Genomic DNA, 19,239 nt, shown 5'->3' with positions numbered 1-19,239 from the left:
GTAACTTTTCCGCAAAAGATCGCCTACAAACGTTCCTGCGAAAAAGGCTGCGATTACTAAGTATCGTTTCACTCGCTCACCCCGGCTTCGGGCGCGTTGATTCCCGGGATTTTGATTCCGAGGATGTTTAGTGTGTGAACTATCCCATATGATTCCGAATAAGCGTACGCACTTCCGGTCTCAACAAGTTCTTCGTAATACTCTCGCAATAGTTCTTCCGGGGACTTTTCGATTTCGTAACCGTTCAATATTGCTCGAGCATATATCGGCATATTTTTCTCGAAATCGTCCGATAAAAAGTCAGCGATAGTATAGCCGCTATGACTTCGATCAATTTGAAATATCAATGGGCTATCATCGTCAATAATTCCCGTGAAAAATTCTGTCCTGTCAAGAAGAGTCGCGTCATCCCAGCCAGATTTTCGTAATTTCTCAATTGCTTCCGCAACATCGCGGGGCAATATTACCTTTCCGTTTTCCATTCGTATTCCTCCTTTATATTGTGGTATCGGATTTTACGATTTCTAACGCTTCGTTTTCGCTAAATCCGTGCTTTATTAAATGCTCGTAATAATTCCGCTTTATCTCTGCGCGAGCATGTTGATACTGAATGAGCACGGAAAGGTTGCTTAACACTCCGTTTAACGCTTCAGCAGCAGGATTTGCGATTTCATCGTTCTTACCGCCTTTTACCGTTTTGAAATCGGTGATCTTTGACATCGTTATTCCTCCTTTAAAATTAACGTGTTTTAGCTTGGCGGGTGTAATCGGTCTAGCTTGCGGTGAAAGTCCGTTTTACGTACGCTAGCGCAACGGTTTTAGCCGTCAGAATCGATGTTAGACTTATTCCGCGCTTTACGAAGTGCTTCGCGTTGTGCTTCCGTTATCACCCGTTCCTTTTTCATCGTGACTTGTTTCGCGGTCAACGTACATTTTGCTGCCGATGGGTTGCCGTGTTCGTCAAATTCGAGAATGTTAACGTTAGTTAACGATTGCAATTTACGAATGTGCTTCGGTACTGTTGAATACGCGGACCATTCGTTGGTGACGGCATCGTAAACGAGTACCGTCTCTTGTTCCGTTCGTGGGTACGCCATGTTATCGTTCCTCCTTCGATTGGTTGCGGCTGGGCAGGGCCAAGCGATTTATTCTTTTTCTTCTTCGAATAAACTTCTTTGCGCAGTCATGTATTTATTACCTTTACCGCGTTATTTCTTTTAATAAATTATTTGCGCGGTCAATATATACATTAGGCGAGCCTTTAAAAAGGCGAGCAATGTTTTATATTCTTAAAGATAGTTATTCTTAAAAGATGGTTATTCTTAGTGTGATGTTGATCCGTGTTGGATAGACCCGTGTTGGATACACGACACATGGTTATTCTAACGACTCAACATCACCTTTAAATATAGCAATCTGACTAATCGGTAATATCGTATATCTCGTGTTATCCCACTTACCGTTTTGATGTCGTTTCCTTACCGCGGTAACCAACGGACGTCCCTGCCATGTATAATCAACTAACGCTTTTATACGTCTGTTTGCGGTCGATCTCGTTACACCTAACCCTTTTGCGATTTGGTCTTGCGTTGGAAAACATTCGCCTTTTTCGTTCATATGAAGCGCGATAACACACAACGTCTGCCACCGTTCTGCGCCCATGTCTGCGATAAGGCCGGCGTTTAGTGCTTCTTTATATAAACGAACGAATATTTTCGTTTTTTGCTTACCGTCGGTTAACGATGTTTCAACGGACGACTCGACGGTGACTAATCGTTGCTCTTCCGACAATGCTTACGACACCTCCTTTCCGTGATTGTTGCCGCAGTAGTTGGCGTTGGTTGAACGATTGCCTGTTTCGTTCAACGCGTAGGGGAATTTGGTGTAATCTTTCGCAAATCTAGTTAGTTTTGAAACGAATTTTTTCGGAGGTTCTGTACGCAACAGAATCGAAACTCTTCCGTCGACTTCTTCAATAGGTACAAAATAAACTCCGTTGGACTCTCGCTCGTGAATTATAATGAGATCTACGTCTTCCTTCGTGTAGCCTTTTCGATCGTTATTACCGCGAAGATTAACTTTCATTTCTCCATCGACCACTTTTGCGCTCTTTATTTGAGCGAAATATCTCCCGTGTTTGTTTTCGAAAAGAATGTCCCAGCGCGGATTACCTGTTGGAAAATTAACCTCGAAACCTAATTTAGTTAAATAGTAAGCAACGTAAAACTCACTTTCTCTACCGAATTGGTGTCTATCGTACAATCTACCACCCCGTTTCTTATCCGCCTTCATAATGTCATATGCACGACCGCGCTTTTGCGGACACGTTTTTCTTTCGTATATTAAATACATTGCAGCTACCGAAATTTCCGCGCGCATTTTTACGAAAATAAATAAAAAAAACGCCCACCTAATAGGTGAACGGTTGATTTAACGTATAATTTATCGGTATAATAAACTACGTGAGTTACGAGCGTGTCCACGTGGGATTTAACGTAAAAACTAGTGGTATGCGTCGAAAAACGTTGATTTAACGGGATGATTTAACGGAGATTGACTGACGCGAACTTCAAAACCTTTTGGGAGGCGCGTGCCGTCTCCGGTGGGTTCGATTCCCACATGGTCCCGCCAAACTGTTTAACAAATCATGTTTTTAATGCTAATGGCAAGAGGTGAGCAACATGTCGACAGGATTTTCCCTGTTTATTGTCGCCTGGACGATCTTTCTTGTTACAATGTTCGCGATCGGCGGATATTTTATGTTTCGCAAATTTTTAAAACGGCTTCCGAAAGAAGACGGGATGTCGATCCTCGACTGGCAGGATTATTACATAAACGAAACGAAACATCTTTGGAACGACGAACAAAAACAATTGTTAGAAGAGCTTGTAGCTCCCGTTCCCGAACTATTCCGGCCCGTCGCCCGAGAAAAAATCGCAGGCAAAATTGGCGAACTCGCTCTTAAAGAGAAAGCAAGTAGCATCAGTCAGGATTTGATCGTAAGAGGCTATATAATCGCCACCCCAAAACGAGACCATAAGTGGCTCATTAAAACATTGCAAAAGAAAAAAATCGATTTAACTCCTTATGAACAGCTCTTAAGTTAAAAACTCGTTTAACACATATGGTTAAACGAGTTTTTCTTCGCTATTTTTTACTTTTAAAAAGGAATATACCATTGCGATTCGCCATGGCAAGATCATGCCGAACGCAATAAGGAAAAACATTCCTGCAGTCTCTCCATAGGAAATTTTATGTCCAAAATAAATTTTCATCGCCATCCGGACGAGGAACAAACCGATTAATATGAAAATGAATGCTTTTGAACGAACAAGGTAAATTTGCCCATCTCTTTTTTCAAACTTGCTGGTGGCGATCAAAAAGATAGAAAAAAAGCATCCGAGAAGAAATGATTCTCCTACTTCGGCCCATGTTACGTGAAACTCCGGCAGCAAAAACATGCAAAATCCTGTTGCCATAAAAAACGGCGGAAGAGCTATTTTTTTCAAAGAAGCTGGTTTTTTTGTCGCCTTCAGTCGAACAACAATAATCGCCATAGCCATAAAAGCCGCAAAAATGGTGCTTATATAGACCAAGGTAGATCTTCCTTCCTTACTCATAATTACTCTTAATCATTAATTTATTTCTATTTTATCAAATGGTGAGTAAAATTTAAAATCCTTTAAACCCGCTAAACACACGGTTGACAAGAAATGATGTAAAATCGGTCATCCAGTTGAAATAAAGCATGACACCCATGGCGACCATTAAGACGCCGCCCGTTCTCATAAAGGCTAAATTGTATTTTTTTATGCTTTTAATGAGGCCGATGAAAAAGCTAAGCAAGAAAAACGGAACCGCAAATCCTAACACATAGCAAATCATATAAAGGATGGCCGCATTCGGATGGGTCACCGCCATTCCGAGCACCGCTGCCAGGATCGGACCTGTGCACGGCGTCCAGCCTGCCGCAAATCCAATTCCGATAAGAACGGAACCGAGATAACCTGCCGGGCGATTGTGGAACGCTACCCGTTTATCTTTTAATAAAAACGATGGCTTAAAGACACCGAGAACAACGAGCCCGAAAAAGACGATAACGACCGCCCCGAGTTCACGAAGCAAATCTTTATATTTCATAAAAAAGCTTCCGACAAATGAAGAGCTAATTCCAAGAACGATAAAAATGATAGAAAAACCGAGAAGAAAAAGGGAAGTATGTAAAATGGCGTTTTTCCTGAGCATGCCTTTTTCTTCTTTCAATTCATTTACGGACACGCCAGTTATGTAAGAAAGAAAAGCTGGATATAACGGAAGGCAGCATGGCGAAATAAATGACAACAGTCCTCCACCAAAGGCTAAAAAAACATTAATGTCGGTCATAGAGTAGGTGCTCCTTTTCATTGTTTCCTTCTACTACTATATTATATAATAACGTTTCATAAAACCAACCTTTTAAAAGAAAGAAAACTGCCTTACATTGGCAGTTTTCGCTTAGTTGAGGCCAAAATATTCTTCAAGCGTCTCGTTTTTTGCCGCGATTTCTTTCGCAACCTTCACTCCTACGTACCGGATATGCCACGGTTCATATTGATAACCGGTAATCTTCTCTTTTCCTTTCGGATAGCGAATAATAAAACCGAAATCCGCAGCATTTTGTTTCAGCCACTTTCCTTCTTTCGTTTCTCCGAATTGTTCATTTAAGTCAAAATTAACTTCAGGGCAAGTCACATCTAATGCAAGTCCTGTCTGGTGCTCGCTCTGGCCAGGGATGGCGCTCACTTGATTCGCCTTTTCTTCTCCCTTTTGTTTAGAATTAAATGCGAAAATGGACACCTGTCTTGCATACGAGCGATAGCCAGATTGACCATAGAGATCCATCCCGTCGGCTTTTGCCTTATGAAAAAGTTTTTCGACCGCAGCTGCCGCTTCTTTACGCAAGTGCTTTTTCTCTATATTTTCTTTAAATGGCCATGGAATTTTCGGGATTACAAGATCTTTTGGCGCATAATCAGAAGGCAGATTTCTTTTTTTATTCGCCACGACAAGGATATCGTCGGGATTGGTTACAATCGTTTTTCCATCAGGACCTACTTTTGTCGTTCCTTTAATCGATGGCTTCTCTCCCTGTGTGTTACTTGTAGATCGGTTGTCGGATTTGTTATTTTTCGTATGTTTTTGAGCCGTGTGCTGCGCATGATTTTCATTTTTTTCTTTATCAAATCCATTCGTAATGGAGCAGCCAGATAATGTTACGATAGAAGAAAGCAAGATCGCACATGTTGTTATTTTCATCATGATCAAATCCTTTGTTTACAAAAATACTCGCTTTTCTATCTTAATTTATTCAATGAAAATGTCAACTAATTTTGCTAAAACAAAAAGAAAACCCGGCCATAGGCGAATTTTGAATAAATGAGCCAGAAATTTCAGAGGATTAGCCAACATCCGCGGTTTGTTCATTCCCGTGTTGAAGGAGATACATTTTGTGGTACAGTCCTTTTTTTAGCAATAGCTCCTGGTGTGTACCGCGTTCAACAATTTCTCCTTTGTGCAGAACAAGAATTTGATCCGCATCTTGAATGGTCGATAGCCGGTGAGCAATCGCAATTGTCGTCCGTCCAGCACGCATTTTCCCAAGGGCCGTTTGTATCGCTTCTTCGGTTTGTGTATCAATGTTTGCCGTTGCTTCATCAAGGATCAAAATTTTCGGATTACAAACAATCGTTCGAGCAAAGGAGAGCAGCTGCCGCTGGCCGCTTGAAAAAGTACTTCCCCTTTCTCCTAACTCGTGATCATATCCGCCAGGAAGTTCTTCGATGAACGAATCGGCCTGGACGAAAGCTGCCGCTTCTTTTACCTCATCATCAGTTATCAAATGATTGTGTAGCCGAATATTTTTCTTGATATCGCAGGCAAAGATGAACGGATCTTGCAGGACAAGGCCCATTTTCCGACGCAATTCTTCATTCGTATAGTTTTGTATCGGAACTGAATCAATGAAAATTTCTCCTTGTGTGAAATCATAAAAGCGCATCAAAAGATTGGTGATTGAACTTTTTCCGCTTCCTGTATGTCCGACAAGCGCAACCGTTTCACCCGGGTTTGCTGTAAATGAGATATTTTTCAGCACGTCCTGTTTTCCATCATACGAGAAGGTAACATTTTTAAATTCGATCTTTCCTTCCGTAATTTCCGGTTTCCCCTCTCCCTTTGTTCCAGGAGCAAGCTCCGTTTCATCAAGCAGCTGAAACACCCTGCCCGCTGCAATAATCGCCTGTTGGAACATAGAGAGACGCTGTGTCATCGTATTGATCGGTTCAAAGAAACGTTCAATGTAGTTGACAAATGCATAAAGGACACCAATTTCAACAGGATTAGAAAACGACTGAATACCGAAAAAGGAAAGCACCATAATTAGAGCAAACATATAGATGAGGTCAACTGCAGGACGTAGCAAAAGTCCATTGTATTTAATATTTTTCATCCATGCCGCATTATGCGCCTGGTTGATGTTGGCAAATTCCTTTTTTAGCCGCTTTTGCTGGTTAAACGCCTGGATGATCGCCATACCCTGAAGCGACTCATTTAACTTTGCATTAAGCTCGCTTAATTTCTCCCTCATATTGAAAAACGAACGGGAGCTATAGCGTCGGTAGAGCCACATAACCGCAGCAATCATCGGGATAATGACAAGGCAAAATAGCCCGAGATTCACATTTAAATAAAACATGGCGGCAAATACGCCAATTAAAAACACCATATTTTGTACAAATGTTGATAAAACACTGACATATAAATCTTTAATTGCCTCGGTGTCATTCGTAATGCGTGAAATAAGGCCTCCGACAGGTGTTCGGTCAAAAAACTTCAGCCCGAGCGAATGGACTTTCGAAAACACATCGATTCGCAATGTTTGGATAATTTCCAGCGCTGTTTTTTGAAACAAAACAACCTGCAAATAGTGCATTGCCGCAGAAATCATGGTCAGCACGATATACATCAAGGCAAGAGCGGTAATTGCACGGGTATAAAAATGCCGGGGTGTTAAGTAGTCATCAATGAACTTTTTGATGATGATCGGTCCTAATAAATCGGCAACCGTCGCGACAATTAAGATTGAAAAAGCGAGTATCAATGTTTTTTTATGCGGTTTCATTAAACGAAGCAGCCTTTTGAAAACTTGCCATTGTTTCATTTTCTGCAATTCGTCCATCGTTATCCTCCCTGTGAAATTAACGATTCAAGTGCCTGGCGGTTATATGTATCTTTATACCAGCCATCCTCATTAATTAAAGTTTCGTGGGTGCCCATCTGAATGATCTTTCCATTGTCAAGAACGATAATTAAATCAGCGTGATCGATGCTTGATAACCGGTGGGCGGTAATAATCGTCGTTTTCCCTTTACGTTTCTCTTTTAAATTTTCTACTATTCGTTCTTCCGTTCTTGCATCGACAGCAGATAAGGAATCATCCAAAATTAAAATCTCACGGTCCAATAATAATGCCCGCGCAATCGATATCCGCTGTTTTTGCCCGCCGGATAACGTAACCCCCCGCTCTCCGACCATTGTTTCATATCCGTCTTTAAACTGAACGATGTCATCATGAATAGCCGCTGCTTTTGCAGCTGCTTTTATTTCTTTAAAGGACGCGTTATACTTTCCAAACGCAATATTTTCTAAAATCGTAGCAGAAAACAAAAAGTGGTCTTGCGGTACATAGCCAATAGATTCTCTTAACGAATGAAGCGCAAAACGATTGATATCTTTTTCGTCCAAATAAATTTGTCCGTTTTTCACCTCAAATTCCCGCAGCAAAAGTTTGCATAACGTCGTTTTCCCACTCCCGGTTTTCCCGACGATCCCGAGCGTTTTTCCTTTTTCAAGTTCAAAACAGATGTTCTCTAATGTGCTTTGCGCAGTTTGATCATACGAAAAATGCTCTAGCTGGAATCGGATAGAACCAGAAGGTACAATCTTAAGTCCAGTCTCATCTTCTTTGATGCTCTCGTCGACTTTTAATAATGCTGACACCCGATCATACGAAGCCCTCCCCCGCTCGACAATGTTAAAAAGCCATCCAAACGCGAGCATCGGCCAAATTAAGAGGCCAAGATATGTAGTAAAGGAAACGACCTGGCCGATCGAAAGTTCTCCTTGTACGACGAAATAAGAGCCGAACGCGACGGAAAGAAAGAATGAGAGACCGACAATAATAAAAATCGTCGGATCAAACAGAGCATCAATTTTCGCCACTTTTACGTTTTTCCGTACGACATCTTTAGAAAGTTCCTTAAATTCATCTACATCTTCCTCTTCTTGCCCGAACGCTTTGATGACACGGACGCCCGAAATGCTTTCTTGCACTTTATCGTTCATCATTGAGAAAGCTTCTTGTGCTTTATGAAACTGTTGATGCAGCATGGAACCATATTTGCTCGTCAGCCATGCCATCATCGGCATGGGAAGAAGGCTGATTAACGTCAGCTTCCAACTGATCGTCGCAAACATCGTAATGAGTGTCATTCCGCCAAGCAGAAGTGAATCAACAAGTGTTAAAATCCCTTCCCCGGCTGTCATTTCAATTGCCTGAAGATCATTCGTCGAATGCGCCATTAAATCTCCGATTCTTCTCTTTTGATAAAATTTTGGCGACATGTTCGTGAAATGATCATACAATCGGTTTCTAAGAAGCAAAGCAAGTTTCGTAGATGAGCCATAAATCATCACCCGCCAAAAGAAGCGAAGCACATACATCAATAGCGCAAGAGCAGCTAATACGCTAATATAAGTAACAAGCAATTGTTTTGATAACGTTCCTTTATTGATATGGTCAACTGTAAACCCGACGATTTTCGGAGGAACTTGCAAACAAAACGATACAATCGCTAATAGGAGAATGCCGGTTAAATACCGCCTCCACTCCATTTTGAAATACCACATTAAATCAATAAAAACTTTCACTTTTGCCCCCCCTAATCTTGCTAGAATCCATTCCCTTTTCTTAAGGGCCAACTTCTTTAAATCTTTCTGTCCCCTTCCGAGATTTGATCGTTTCTAATAGCGCACCTTTAATTTTATCAAAAAAAAAAAATTTCATAAAGAGTTAAAAATTTTGAGCTATTAAAAAAACGAAAGTCTTTTTAAAGTGGCTTTCGTTCAAACCCTTCCGTAAGCAAACATTGACAATTGAAAAACTTCCGGTTAACAACTCCTCAATTGAAACAACGTTTGGCAATTCATTCCTATGTAATCATCCTTTGATATATAAAAAGCACTCAACACATACGTATGAGTGCTTGTCCACCTATTTCATTTGCTTTTGCATCGCCTGCATCATTTGATTGATCTTTTTTTGCGACGGTTTTTGTCCCATTTGCATCATCATAACTCTCAGCATATTTTCATTAATTGGTGGATTTTTTTGCAGGTAATTCATCATATATTTGCGGGCAATAAAAAAGCCAAGGGCAACCCCGGCAATTAGTGCCACAATGATCCCAAGAATCCAATAAAACATATAAAAATTTCCTCCTTCATGTTGTCTAAAAACAGTTTACTATAAAAGGACAGCCGTAGACAAGAAGGTCAAGAAAATATTTATGATCCATATACGGAAGTTACTCTGAGCGGATTCAGCCAACCGTATCGATAATAATCAAATTCCATCGCAAAAAAGCATCGTTCATATTTTCTAAGCATTTCAAAAAAAATCGTTTCCGCTTCATAATTGCCGGCACTTTGAAGGACTAAATAATGTTTCGATAAATGCAAACGAGCGGAACTTTTCTCACATTCAAGTAAAAACGAGTGATTTTCAAACGTAAAGCCTTCCGTCGATTTCAACATCATAATAAGAAAAGCTTCAAGGCTGTCACACGAAATAGAAGACGTTATGTAATGGATTTGCTTAAGAAGGATCTCTTTCTTTGCTGAAAACGTTTTATATTCTTCTAGAAAAAGGTGAAAAAGTTTGCCTTCTTTACTGAAAAATTCACTGGCTACTTCTTCATTGATTTTATAAATATAGTACTCCCTCAAAGCCGCTCCTCCCGTCCATCTTTTTACAGTAGTATATATGATTTCTACTAAAATTTATGTCTTATACTGGAGCAAGACTTCACTTTTTTTGTCGAAAAAAACCCGGGGTTCATATTCCCCGGGTTTTGCGCTTACTATTTGTTTAATAATGCTTTTACTTTAGCAATCACATTTTCCACAGTAAAACCGTACTCTTCCATAATGCGATTACCAGGAGCAGAGGCACCGAATTGATCAATAGTTAAGGTGTCACCTTCGCTTCCTACATATTTATGCCATCCAAGCGATGCGCCTACTTCTATGCCGAGGCGAGCTTTTACATTAGATGGCAAGACACTTTCTTTATATTCTGCGGATTGCGCTTCAAAGCGATCCCATGAAGGCATAGAAATAACTGAAGCCTCAATTCCTTCATTTTTCAATTGTTTTTGCGCTTTAACCGCAAGACTCACTTCAGATCCTGAGGCAAGTAGCAAGACATCTGCAGTTCCTTCGGCAGGTGAAAGGACATAAGCGCCGCGTCTTACACCTTCAGCAGCAAGCTCTTTTGAGCCTTCCAATATCGGTAAATCTTGTCTTGATAAAACAAGCGCCGTTGGTGTATCTTTGCTTTCCAGAGCGGCTTCCCATGCAGCATTTGATTCATAACCGTCGGCCGGGCGAATAACGGAAAGTCCGGGCATTGCCCGTAATGAAGCCAATTGCTCGATCGGCTCATGTGTAGGCCCGTCTTCACCAACTGCAATGCTATCATGTGTAAACACATAAATAACCGGAAGTTTCATTAAGGCCGCAAGACGAATGGCCGGACGAAGATAATCAGAGAACACGAAGAAAGTTGCGCCAAATACTTTTAACCCGCCATGAAGCGCCATACCGTTTACCGCGGCACCCATAGCAAATTCTCTCACGCCGAACCAGATGTTTCGACCGGAGTAATCATCGCGGCCAAAGTTACGCTCACCTTCTAAAAGGGTTTTGTTCGATCCCGCAAGGTCGGCAGAACCGCCAAACAGCCATGGAACATTTTTCGCCAGGGCATTTAACGCTTTTCCTGAAGACGATCTTGTCGCAATCGCTTTGTTAAACTCTGGAAGATGTTGATTCCAGTTTTCAGGCAATTTCCCATTAATCGCTAATGTGAGCTCTTTGGCAAGCTCAGGATATTTTTCTTCATATTTTGAAAATAACGAGTTCCATTCTTGTTGTTTTTGCTCTCCCGCTCGTTTAAGCTGATTAAAATGTTCCCTCACTTCATCAGGAACATAAAAATCTTCCTCAAATACCCAATCGTACGCGTTCTTCGTTAACTTTACTTCATCAGGGCCAAGAGGGGCTCCGTGGGAAGCGGATTTTCCAGATTTATTCGGCGAACCATAGCCGATCACCGTTTTCACTTCAATTAATGTCGGACGGGTTGTATCCTCTTTGGCAGCGTGCAATGCTTTTTCAATTTCTTCAAGATTTGTCCCATCTTCGACATATAACACTTGCCAGCCGTATGCTTTAAAACGTTCTTGTACACTTTCAGAGAACGAAAGATGGAGATCACCGTCAAGTGAAATATCGTTTGAATCGTAAAGTACAACGAGTTTTCCAAGACGCAAATGGCCGGCTAGTGATGCAGCTTCACTTGCCACACCCTCCATTAAGTCCCCATCACCACAAATGGAGTACGTGAAATGGTCGACGACTTCAAACCCTTCTTTATTGTACGTTGCAGCAAGGTGTCTTTCTGCCATCGCCATCCCTACTGCCATCGCAATCCCCTGTCCTAATGGGCCTGTCGTTGCGTCAACACCCGGTGTATGGCCGTACTCGGGATGCCCCGGTGTTTTACTGCCCCATTGACGAAAACTTTTTAAATCATCCATTGAGACATCATATCCGGATAAATGCAATAAACTATAAAGAAGCATTGATCCGTGTCCTGCTGATAAAACGAAACGATCACGATTGAACCATTTCGGATCAGCCGGATTATGATTCATGAACTTCGTCCATAAACTGTATGCCATCGGTGCAGCACCCATAGGCATTCCCGGATGACCGGAATTTGCTTTTTCAATACTGTCGATTGACAATGTACGAATCGTGTTAATCGCTAATTGATCAATTGATTGTGTTGCCACTCCTTTATCCCTCCAATTATGTATTCACGATTTACTATATACATAAAGTGCATTTTTCTCAAGCACATTTGTCCATTTTAGCTTTCCAAATTTAACATTTTACATTACTAAAAAAGCTGTATTATAACATTTTTTGTTATAATACAGCTTTTCCAATTAACCCAATGCTGGAATTTCGCATATAAATTGATCGTTTTTATCGTCGTAATCGAGCTTCATATTATTTATAAGCCATTGATCATCAGGTCGTACAATAAAACGCAATCCGTTCATTTCTTGCACATAATCCCCTTCCCTGGGCTCATCAGGGCTAACACCAAGAGAAAAGCCGCCATTATTCGTACCGCCTGCATACCTGACAAACAACCGGAGCGCTTCCCCTGCATTTAACTCAATTTCTTTATATAGTTTTATAACAGACTCCGTCATCGAAAATGTCATTTCTCTCTCCCCTTTTCAACTTGTTGTATAACAGTATATCTTATTTTTGAAAATTTGCAACAATAAAAAGAGCCTAATTTGCAAAAAATACAAATCAGGCTCTTTTTCCCATAAAAGATTAGCTGATGTTTTTACTGCTTCAAATTCTTTTTGCTTTTCTGGCTTTCTTTTAGCTTCTCTGGGGTAACATCATTGCCCTCTGGATCAACGATTTTTATCGAATGCAACTTGTTTTCAAAAGAACGGCGTACATTCTTTAAATACTCTTCCCGAAGTTGTTTTTGTTCTTTCGCTTCTTCTATTGATAGTCCTTCTCTTTTTGATTTTTTAGAAAGATAATTAATCCGTTCAATCTTCTCAGGTGATAGCATGCAATTAACTCCTTACTCTATTTAAATTACTACTATATTAACGGAAATTAAGGAGAATTTCTAGCCTTAGAATCATTGCTCTCGATATACTCGATATACCGCCGGTGCACGGTCGCTTTTGATGCTTCATATCCCAGGCCTTTTAGTGTTGTCGCAATCTCCTTGAAGGTTAAATTCATTCGGCGCAATCTGATGATCTCATTGATGGGGAGTTCCTTTCGCTCCCTTCCGCCGTTCTGTCTATTTTTTAAATTGAGCTCAGGGTTGTACCCATTTTTAATCGCTTTTTGCATTCCACGCTTGATCTTCAAATTGTGCAACTTCCGTTGATACTCCTCGACCACCCCGACAATCTCAAGAACCATCGATTCCGCCTCTTGCAGCTTATATTCACCGTGAAACGTGAAAATTTTAATGTTATATTTCAGCAATTGATGAAGAAGCGCTATTTTCGCATTCCCTCTTCCAAGCCTCGTGTCATCAATAACGAGCAGTGTATCAAACCGTTTATTTTTCGCCATTTCCATAATGTCGAAAATTCCATCGCGATCAAGGTCGTAACCGCTCGCCTGCTCTTCAATGGTCCGCACAACGTCCATCGAGTATTGATGGGCAACGGCCATCAGCTCTTCTTTTTGCCGCTCTAAAGAGGAATATTGCGACTCTTTTTCCGTACTAACTCTGCAATAAATAACAGCTTTCATAATAGCCACCTAATCTTTTGTTGTTTTCACCGGTATCGTAATTTTCTGTCCTGGAATAATATTCCCGGCATAAATACCGTTTCTCTCCTCCACCCAGTGAATAAACTCCTCATTGGATAAATGATGTTTTGCTTTAAAATTTTCGGCAAGCTTCCACAATGAATCCCCTTTATGGACAGTAACTTGTATGTAATGCTGCCGATCTTCAGCAAGCGAATGGTGGACAAAGGTAAGGAAGAAACCGAATACAAGCGCTACCAATACTATAATATAAGATAATCCTTTACGTTGCATTAATAACCACCCCTAAACCGAATATTTGTTCTTGTTTATATTATAAAAAGAACATCCGTTCTAGTCAACGTTTTTTTTTCGAACTTATGTTTGTGGAAAACGAACGTTCATGTTATACTTTTTGTAAGATGATTCTGTAAAAAGAGGTGGAAAAAAATGAATAAATTAACAAAAAGGCAGCTCGATATACTGGAATTTATTAAGCAAGAAGTTCAAAAAAAGGGATATCCGCCATCCGTTCGTGAAATCGGAGAAGCTGTCGGGCTTGCATCAAGCTCTACAGTTCATGGGCACCTTTCAAGACTCGAGAAAAAAGGGCTCATCCGCAGAGATCCAACGAAGCCGAGAGCGATTGAAATTTTAGGGGAAAATAACAATGATCCAGTTCCAAAATACCGTACGGTCAATATTCCTGTCATCGGTAAAGTTACCGCCGGAACTCCGATTACGGCTGTGGAAAACGTTGAAGAATTTTTTACCTTGCCGGAACATGTTGTCGGAGATAATAATGTATTCATGCTTGTCGTTCAAGGGGATAGCATGATCGAAGCCGGAATCTTCGATAAAGATCTCGTTGTCGTCAAACAACAGCCAACCGCTGAAAATGGGGATATTATCGTTGCGATGACGGAAGACGATGAAGCGACGGTTAAACGCTTTTTCAAAGAAAAAGACCATATCCGCCTGCAACCTGAAAACTCTGCGCTCGCTCCAATTATATTGAAACAATGCACGATTCTCGGCAAAGTTATCGGCGTCTATCGCACCATTCAATAAACAAGCATACATAACAGCAAAAATCCCCGCACTTTTTAATGTGCGGGGTTTTTTTTCAATGTTTAATACATCGATAAATATTGTTCGCGCTCCCAAGGATGGACTTGCGTTCTGAACATATCCCATTCAATTTCTTTTGCTTCAGCAAAGTGGCTCACAGCATGGTCGCTCAATGCTTTGACAAGCACTTCGTTTTTCAACAGGCGGTCAAGCGCTTCTTTTAACGTTGCTGGAAGATCTAAAATTCCTTCTTCTTCACGCTCTTCTTTATCCATCACATAAATATTGCGGTCAACTGGTTTTGGAGCTTTCAACTTGTTTTTAATGCCATCAAGGCCGGCTGCAAGAAGGACAGCCATCGCAAGGTAAGGGTTTGCCGTCGGGTCCGGGCTGCGCACTTCGATACGTGTGCTTAAGCCGCGTGAAGCCGGAATACGGACAAGAGGGCTTCTGTTGCGCATGGACCAGGCGACGTAACACGGAGCTTCATAACCAGGCACTAAACGCTTATACGAGTTTACTGTCGGATTCGTAATTGCCGTGAAATCTTGGGCGTGTTTTAAAACGCCGGCAAGGAATTGCATCGCCGTTTCGCTTAAACCAGTATCTGAAGATGGATCGTAAAATGCATTTTCGCCATTTTTAAATAATGACATGTTGCAGTGCATACCGGAACCATTCACACCGAACAATGGTTTTGCCATGAACGTCGCATGCAATCCGTGTTTGCGAGCAATCGTTTTAACGACAAGCTTAAAGGTTTGAATGTTATCACAAGTCGATACGGCATCTGCATATTTAAAATCAATTTCGTGCTGCCCTGGAGCTACCTCGTGGTGGGAAGCCTCAATTTCAAAGCCCATATCTTCTAATTCAAGAACGATATCACGCCGGCAATTTTCGCCAAGATCTGTTGGGGCAAGGTCGAAATAGCCGCCTTTATCATTTAATTCTAGCGTTGGTTCGCCATGCTCATCATTTTTGAAAAGGAAAAACTCTGGCTCAGGTCCGATATTAAAATCAGTAAATCCAAGCTCTTCCATTTCTTTAAGAACACGTTTTAAAATGCCGCGCGGGTCACCTTCAAAAGGAGTTCCATCCGGGTTGTAAATATCGCAAATAAGGCGCGCCACTTTTCCTTTTTCGGCAGTCCAAGGAAAAACAACCCATGTATCTAAATCCGGATACAAATACATATCGGACTCTTCAATGCGAACGAAACCTTCAATTGAAGACCCATCAAACATCATTTTGTTATCCAATGCTTTTTTCAATTGTCCAATTGGAATTTCAACATTTTTAATAACTCCTAGTAAATCGGTGAATTGCAAACGGATAAAACGAACATGTTCCTCCTCAGCAATTCGCATGATGTCTTCTTTCGTATACTTAGCCAACGTCGTTCTCCTCCTCTAAATGATCAAAAATGAATTAATGAAAAAATCGTGATAACTCCCCTTGAATAAGGGACGTTTTTCCGAAACGGCCCGCATGCATCAACTCACGCTTTAAGCGGCGATGAATCGCCGAATCGGAAACCTCTTTTTTCGCCTGCATCTGGTGCCCTGCTTGTAGGATATTGACCGCCTGTTCGTTTAATTCGAACACTCTCTTAATCCCCGCCAGGTTTACACCCTGTTCTAGCAAAGCTTTAATTTCAAGCAATTTATCAACATCGTTGAAAGAAAATAAGCGGCGATTTCCTTCCGTACGTGCCGGATGGATGAGATCATGTTCTTCATAGTAGCGAATTTGACGTGCTGAAAGCTCTGTCAATTTCATTACAATACTGATTGGAAATAAAGGCATATTTCTTCTTGTATTGTCATTCACGATCAATTCCTCCTTTCAACTTATTTTTATCTTATGTCATAAAAGCTCACATGTCAATTAAATGTTATGTTTTTTAACATGATTTTTTCAAAAAAAAAGAAGACCGGGTCTTCTTTTTAAAAATCAATTAACTTTTTCTCTAATAAATGATCGACAGCCGTTAAAATGCCGATTTTTACATGTTCATAGGTTAAACCGCCCTGGACATATGCTATATACGGCGGCCTGATTGGACCATCCGCGGTAAGCTCAATGCTGGCTCCCTGGATAAACGTCCCCGCTGCCATAATGACATCATCTTCATACCCCGGCATATAACCCGGAGTTGGAATAGCATGACTATTTACCGGGGAAACGGTTTGGAGCGCCTGACAGAAAGCGATCATTCGCTCTCGGTCATGAAACGAAACAGCTTGAATTAAGTCCGTTCTTTTCGCATCCCATGACGGATTAGTCGTAAGCCCGATTTCCTCCAAAAAAGCGGCCGTAAAGACAGCCCCTTTTACCGCCTGTGCCGTCACGTGAGGGGCGAGGAAAAAGCCTTGATACATTTCCAATAAACTGTATAGGGAGGCTCCCGCTTCCGCTCCAATGCCAGGGGTTGTCAGCCGATAAGAACATCTTTCAATCAGTTCTTTCTTTCCAACAATGTATCCACCTGTTTTGGCAAGCCCTCCACCGGGATTTTTAATAAGCGAGCCGGCCATTAAATCCGCTCCAATGTTGCATGGCTCCATTTCTTCGACAAACTCGCCGTAACAATTGTCAACAAACACCACAACATCGGGTTTAATTTCTTTTACGAAACGGATCATTTGCTCGATTTCAGCAATCGTAAAAGAAGGCCTGTCAGCATACCCTTTTGATCGCTGGATGCCGATCATACGAGTATTCTTGTTAATGGCTTGGGATATCTTTCCCAAATCAACAGATCCATCAGGAAGTAAATCAACCTGGTTATAAGAAATGTTGTATTCTTTTAATGAACAAGATCCATCGCCACGGATTCCGATAATTTCTTCTAGCGTATCATACGGTTTGCCAGTTATATATAGCAATTCATCTCCAGGCTTTAAAACGCCAAATAAAGCGGTTGAAATCGCATGTGTGCCGTTAATCAATTGCGGTCTGACGAGCCCCGCTTCCCCGCCAAAAACATCAGCATATATCGCGTCAAGCGTATCTCTGCCCGCATCGTCATATCCATAGCCCGTAGAAAGGTTAAAATGATAGTCGCTCACTTTATGTTTACGAAAGCTTTTAAGTACCTTCAATTGATTAAATTCTGAAACTTTGTCAATTTCTTTATGTTTTTCGATAATCTTACATTCGATTTTTTCTACAAGTGGTTTTAATCTTTCGCCATTCGAAAATAATGAGTACATCTCCTGCTCCTTATCTTACTTTTTTAAAGGTTTAAAAATGGATGGGCATATCCTTTGCATTCATAAACTTGTTTTTCATCGTTGAAATTTCGCTCGATGAGAATAGTATGCTTCTTTAGAATAGAAAGCTTCTTGCCATCACTTGCCGGAACTTCAATATGATAATAATTTAATTGCTTAACGACTTCTTTTTCCATTTCCTCTTTTAATCGATTGATATCCTTTTGATCAAATGCAGAAATCGAAATGGATGTAGTAATCGGGGTAAACGATTCTGGAAAACGGTCCTTTTTATTATAAACCGTTAAAACAGGGACGTTCGAAGCCCCTAACTCACTTAAAATCGAAAGCACTGTCGCTTCGTGTTCGGCGTGATCTTCGTGGGAACCGTCGATAACATGAACGAGCAGATCCGCCTCAGCTACCTCTTCTAATGTTGATCGGAAAGCCGCGATAAGCGAAGTCGGCAAATCCTGGATAAATCCAACCGTATCCGTCATGAGCACGTTAAGCCCTTTCGGCAATTTTAATTGTCTTGTTAGCGGGTCTAATGTGGCAAACAGCTGATTCTCCTCAAAGCTATCCGCCTCCGTTAACCGGTTAAATATCGTTGATTTCCCAGCATTTGTATAGCCTACGAGAGCGATTTGAAAACAATAATTTTCTTTCCTTCGCTCCCTGTAACGCTCGCGGTGCTGGACAATGTTCTTAAGCTGACTTTTAATATCATTGATGCGTGAACGGATATGCCTTCTGTCTTTTTCAAGCTTCGTTTCACCTGGCCCTCTCGTTCCAATTCCTCCGCCGAGCCTTGAAAGGGCGATTCCCATGCCGCCAAGGCGCGGCAATAAGTATTGCAATTGAGCGAGCTCGACCTGGAGCTTACCTTCCTTTGACCTGGCTCTTTGGGCAAAAATATCTAATATTAATTGGGTTCGATCAATCACTTTTGCCTCAAAAAAACGGCTTAGATTACGATTTTGCGCCGGAGTAAGCTCGTCATTAAAAATGATGACATCGGCTTCAAGTTCAATTTCTAGGGCTTTTATTTCTTCAATTTTACCTTTTCCGATAAACGTGGAAGCACACACGCGCTCGCGTTTTTGTGTAACCTCAGCAACTGATAATCCTTTTGCAGTGTCTAACAACGATTTTAATTCTTCCATCGAATAAAAAAAGCGCTCGTCGGATTGCCCGACCAACTGGCAGCCAACGAGAATCGCTTTTTCCCGTGATCCTTGCGTGATTTCTTTCAATA

At 41.2% G+C, this 19,239-nt stretch carries 23 protein-coding genes and 1 tRNA gene; 3 read left to right on the top strand and 21 right to left on the bottom strand.

Annotated features, from left to right (window positions below):
* Positions 1-68: 68 nt before the first annotated feature.
* The 5 genes from WD019_RS02215 to WD019_RS02195 all read right to left on the bottom strand — a co-directional run bounded on the left by WD019_RS02215 (position 69) and on the right by WD019_RS02195 (position 2,262).
* Positions 69-482, bottom strand: coding sequence for a DUF1642 domain-containing protein (locus WD019_RS02215; RefSeq protein ID WP_425710491.1), 414 nt, complete (start codon positions 480-482; stop codon positions 69-71).
* Between the two features lie 13 nt (positions 483-495).
* The gene (locus WD019_RS02210) at positions 496-720 is read right to left on the bottom strand and encodes a hypothetical protein (RefSeq protein ID WP_425710490.1); all 225 of its coding nucleotides are present in this window, start codon (positions 718-720) and stop codon (positions 496-498) included.
* 98 nt (positions 721-818) lie between these two features.
* Entirely contained in the window at positions 819-1,097 is a 279-nt protein-coding gene (locus WD019_RS02205) for a hypothetical protein (RefSeq protein WP_425710489.1), read from the bottom strand.
* A gap of 280 nt (positions 1,098-1,377) precedes the next feature.
* Positions 1,378-1,791 carry a helix-turn-helix domain-containing protein gene (locus tag WD019_RS02200; protein ID WP_425710488.1) on the bottom strand — a complete coding sequence of 138 codons (414 nt, stop codon included), beginning with the start codon at positions 1,789-1,791 and terminating at the stop codon, positions 1,378-1,380.
* A gap of 3 nt (positions 1,792-1,794) precedes the next feature.
* On the bottom strand, positions 1,795-2,262 hold the full coding sequence (locus tag WD019_RS02195) for a group I intron-associated PD-(D/E)XK endonuclease (protein WP_425710487.1): 468 nt from the start codon (positions 2,260-2,262) through the stop codon (positions 1,795-1,797).
* Between the two features lie 286 nt (positions 2,263-2,548).
* Here WD019_RS02195 and WD019_RS02190 point away from each other — a divergent pair.
* Both WD019_RS02190 and WD019_RS02185 read left to right on the top strand, forming a co-directional pair.
* Positions 2,549-2,631, top strand: a tRNA-OTHER gene (locus WD019_RS02190).
* 50 nt (positions 2,632-2,681) lie between these two features.
* Entirely contained in the window at positions 2,682-3,107 is a 426-nt protein-coding gene (locus WD019_RS02185) for a DUF2621 domain-containing protein (RefSeq protein ID WP_026677758.1), read from the top strand.
* A gap of 21 nt (positions 3,108-3,128) precedes the next feature.
* Here the strand turns inward: WD019_RS02185 and WD019_RS02180 are convergent, their stop codons facing one another.
* The 12 genes from WD019_RS02180 to yneA all read right to left on the bottom strand — a co-directional run bounded on the left by WD019_RS02180 (position 3,129) and on the right by yneA (position 13,986).
* Positions 3,129-3,620 carry a CcdC family protein gene (locus tag WD019_RS02180; protein WP_051291449.1) on the bottom strand — a complete coding sequence of 164 codons (492 nt, stop codon included), beginning with the start codon at positions 3,618-3,620 and terminating at the stop codon, positions 3,129-3,131.
* A gap of 52 nt (positions 3,621-3,672) precedes the next feature.
* The gene (locus tag WD019_RS02175) at positions 3,673-4,383 is read right to left on the bottom strand and encodes a cytochrome c biogenesis CcdA family protein (RefSeq protein ID WP_026677760.1); all 711 of its coding nucleotides are present in this window, start codon (positions 4,381-4,383) and stop codon (positions 3,673-3,675) included.
* A 111-nt stretch (positions 4,384-4,494) separates the two neighbouring features.
* Entirely contained in the window at positions 4,495-5,298 is an 804-nt protein-coding gene (locus WD019_RS02170) for a M15 family metallopeptidase (protein WP_322786407.1), read from the bottom strand.
* A 139-nt stretch (positions 5,299-5,437) separates the two neighbouring features.
* Positions 5,438-7,216 (bottom strand): ABC transporter ATP-binding protein, encoded by a 1,779-nt coding sequence (locus tag WD019_RS02165; protein WP_026677762.1) that lies wholly within the window; start codon positions 7,214-7,216, stop codon positions 5,438-5,440.
* Between the two features lie 2 nt (positions 7,217-7,218).
* A complete protein-coding gene (locus WD019_RS02160) occupies positions 7,219-8,967 on the bottom strand; it encodes an ABC transporter transmembrane domain-containing protein (protein ID WP_425710486.1) in 1,749 nt (582 codons plus the stop codon).
* Positions 8,968-9,310: 343 nt separating this feature from the next.
* Positions 9,311-9,523, bottom strand: a complete 213-nt coding sequence (locus WD019_RS02155) for a YneF family protein (RefSeq protein WP_026675782.1) — start codon at positions 9,521-9,523, stop codon at positions 9,311-9,313.
* 80 nt (positions 9,524-9,603) lie between these two features.
* Positions 9,604-10,044, bottom strand: coding sequence for a sporulation inhibitor of replication protein SirA (sirA, locus tag WD019_RS02150; RefSeq protein WP_425710485.1), 441 nt, complete (start codon positions 10,042-10,044; stop codon positions 9,604-9,606).
* 134 nt (positions 10,045-10,178) lie between these two features.
* Positions 10,179-12,176: a transketolase gene (gene tkt / locus WD019_RS02145; RefSeq protein WP_425710484.1), complete on the bottom strand. Its 1,998-nt coding sequence runs from the start codon at positions 12,174-12,176 to the stop codon at positions 10,179-10,181.
* Positions 12,177-12,332: 156 nt separating this feature from the next.
* A complete protein-coding gene (locus WD019_RS02140; RefSeq protein ID WP_425710483.1) occupies positions 12,333-12,617 on the bottom strand; it encodes a HesB/YadR/YfhF family protein in 285 nt (94 codons plus the stop codon).
* A 131-nt stretch (positions 12,618-12,748) separates the two neighbouring features.
* Positions 12,749-12,988 carry a DUF896 domain-containing protein gene (locus tag WD019_RS02135; protein WP_026675785.1) on the bottom strand — a complete coding sequence of 80 codons (240 nt, stop codon included), beginning with the start codon at positions 12,986-12,988 and terminating at the stop codon, positions 12,749-12,751.
* 47 nt (positions 12,989-13,035) lie between these two features.
* Positions 13,036-13,692: a YneB family resolvase-like protein gene (locus WD019_RS02130; protein ID WP_026675786.1), complete on the bottom strand. Its 657-nt coding sequence runs from the start codon at positions 13,690-13,692 to the stop codon at positions 13,036-13,038.
* Positions 13,693-13,701: 9 nt separating this feature from the next.
* Positions 13,702-13,986: a cell division suppressor protein YneA gene (gene yneA / locus WD019_RS02125; protein WP_026675787.1), complete on the bottom strand. Its 285-nt coding sequence runs from the start codon at positions 13,984-13,986 to the stop codon at positions 13,702-13,704.
* 156 nt (positions 13,987-14,142) lie between these two features.
* Here yneA and lexA point away from each other — a divergent pair, with 156 nt between their 5' ends.
* Positions 14,143-14,763 carry a transcriptional repressor LexA gene (lexA, locus tag WD019_RS02120; protein ID WP_026675788.1) on the top strand — a complete coding sequence of 207 codons (621 nt, stop codon included), beginning with the start codon at positions 14,143-14,145 and terminating at the stop codon, positions 14,761-14,763.
* A gap of 62 nt (positions 14,764-14,825) precedes the next feature.
* On the opposite strand, the gene glnA is transcribed toward lexA, so the two are convergent.
* The 4 genes from glnA to hflX all read right to left on the bottom strand — a co-directional run bounded on the left by glnA (position 14,826) and on the right by hflX (position 19,237).
* Positions 14,826-16,160 carry a type I glutamate--ammonia ligase gene (gene glnA / locus WD019_RS02115; RefSeq protein WP_026675789.1) on the bottom strand — a complete coding sequence of 445 codons (1,335 nt, stop codon included), beginning with the start codon at positions 16,158-16,160 and terminating at the stop codon, positions 14,826-14,828.
* Between the two features lie 34 nt (positions 16,161-16,194).
* The gene (locus WD019_RS02110) at positions 16,195-16,596 is read right to left on the bottom strand and encodes a MerR family transcriptional regulator (RefSeq protein WP_026675790.1); all 402 of its coding nucleotides are present in this window, start codon (positions 16,594-16,596) and stop codon (positions 16,195-16,197) included.
* 116 nt (positions 16,597-16,712) lie between these two features.
* Positions 16,713-17,981 carry an aminotransferase class I/II-fold pyridoxal phosphate-dependent enzyme gene (locus tag WD019_RS02105; protein ID WP_425710482.1) on the bottom strand — a complete coding sequence of 423 codons (1,269 nt, stop codon included), beginning with the start codon at positions 17,979-17,981 and terminating at the stop codon, positions 16,713-16,715.
* A gap of 23 nt (positions 17,982-18,004) precedes the next feature.
* Positions 18,005-19,237, bottom strand: coding sequence for a GTPase HflX (gene hflX, locus WD019_RS02100; protein WP_425710481.1), 1,233 nt, complete (start codon positions 19,235-19,237; stop codon positions 18,005-18,007).
* Between the last annotated feature and the right edge of the window lie 2 nt (positions 19,238-19,239).

Source organism: Fictibacillus sp. Mic-4, assembly GCF_049843615.1.
GTDB classification, from domain to species: Bacteria; Bacillota; Bacilli; order Bacillales; family Fictibacillaceae; genus Fictibacillus_A; species Fictibacillus_A gelatini.
This window is presented reverse-complemented; position numbering and strand designations above follow the sequence as displayed.

Coding starts and splice junctions, on each gene's coding strand:
- WD019_RS02215 (WP_425710491.1), bottom strand. CDS start 482: ATGGAAAACGGAAAGGTAATATTGCCCCGCGATGTTGCGGAAGCAATT.
- WD019_RS02175 (WP_026677760.1), bottom strand. CDS start 4,383: ATGACCGACATTAATGTTTTTTTAGCCTTTGGTGGAGGACTGTTGTCA.
- WD019_RS02140 (WP_425710483.1), bottom strand. CDS start 12,617: ATGACATTTTCGATGACGGAGTCTGTTATAAAACTATATAAAGAAATT.
- WD019_RS02130 (WP_026675786.1), bottom strand. CDS start 13,692: ATGAAAGCTGTTATTTATTGCAGAGTTAGTACGGAAAAAGAGTCGCAA.
- WD019_RS02180 (WP_051291449.1), bottom strand. CDS start 3,620: ATGAGTAAGGAAGGAAGATCTACCTTGGTCTATATAAGCACCATTTTT.
- lexA (WP_026675788.1), top strand. CDS start 14,143: ATGAATAAATTAACAAAAAGGCAGCTCGATATACTGGAATTTATTAAG.
- WD019_RS02105 (WP_425710482.1), bottom strand. CDS start 17,981: ATGTACTCATTATTTTCGAATGGCGAAAGATTAAAACCACTTGTAGAA.
- WD019_RS02185 (WP_026677758.1), top strand. CDS start 2,682: ATGTCGACAGGATTTTCCCTGTTTATTGTCGCCTGGACGATCTTTCTT.
- WD019_RS02210 (WP_425710490.1), bottom strand. CDS start 720: ATGTCAAAGATCACCGATTTCAAAACGGTAAAAGGCGGTAAGAACGAT.
- WD019_RS02135 (WP_026675785.1), bottom strand. CDS start 12,988: ATGCTATCACCTGAGAAGATTGAACGGATTAATTATCTTTCTAAAAAA.
- WD019_RS02205 (WP_425710489.1), bottom strand. CDS start 1,097: ATGGCGTACCCACGAACGGAACAAGAGACGGTACTCGTTTACGATGCC.
- WD019_RS02165 (WP_026677762.1), bottom strand. CDS start 7,216: ATGGACGAATTGCAGAAAATGAAACAATGGCAAGTTTTCAAAAGGCTG.
- WD019_RS02170 (WP_322786407.1), bottom strand. CDS start 5,298: ATGATGAAAATAACAACATGTGCGATCTTGCTTTCTTCTATCGTAACA.
- yneA (WP_026675787.1), bottom strand. CDS start 13,986: ATGCAACGTAAAGGATTATCTTATATTATAGTATTGGTAGCGCTTGTA.
- WD019_RS02155 (WP_026675782.1), bottom strand. CDS start 9,523: ATGTTTTATTGGATTCTTGGGATCATTGTGGCACTAATTGCCGGGGTT.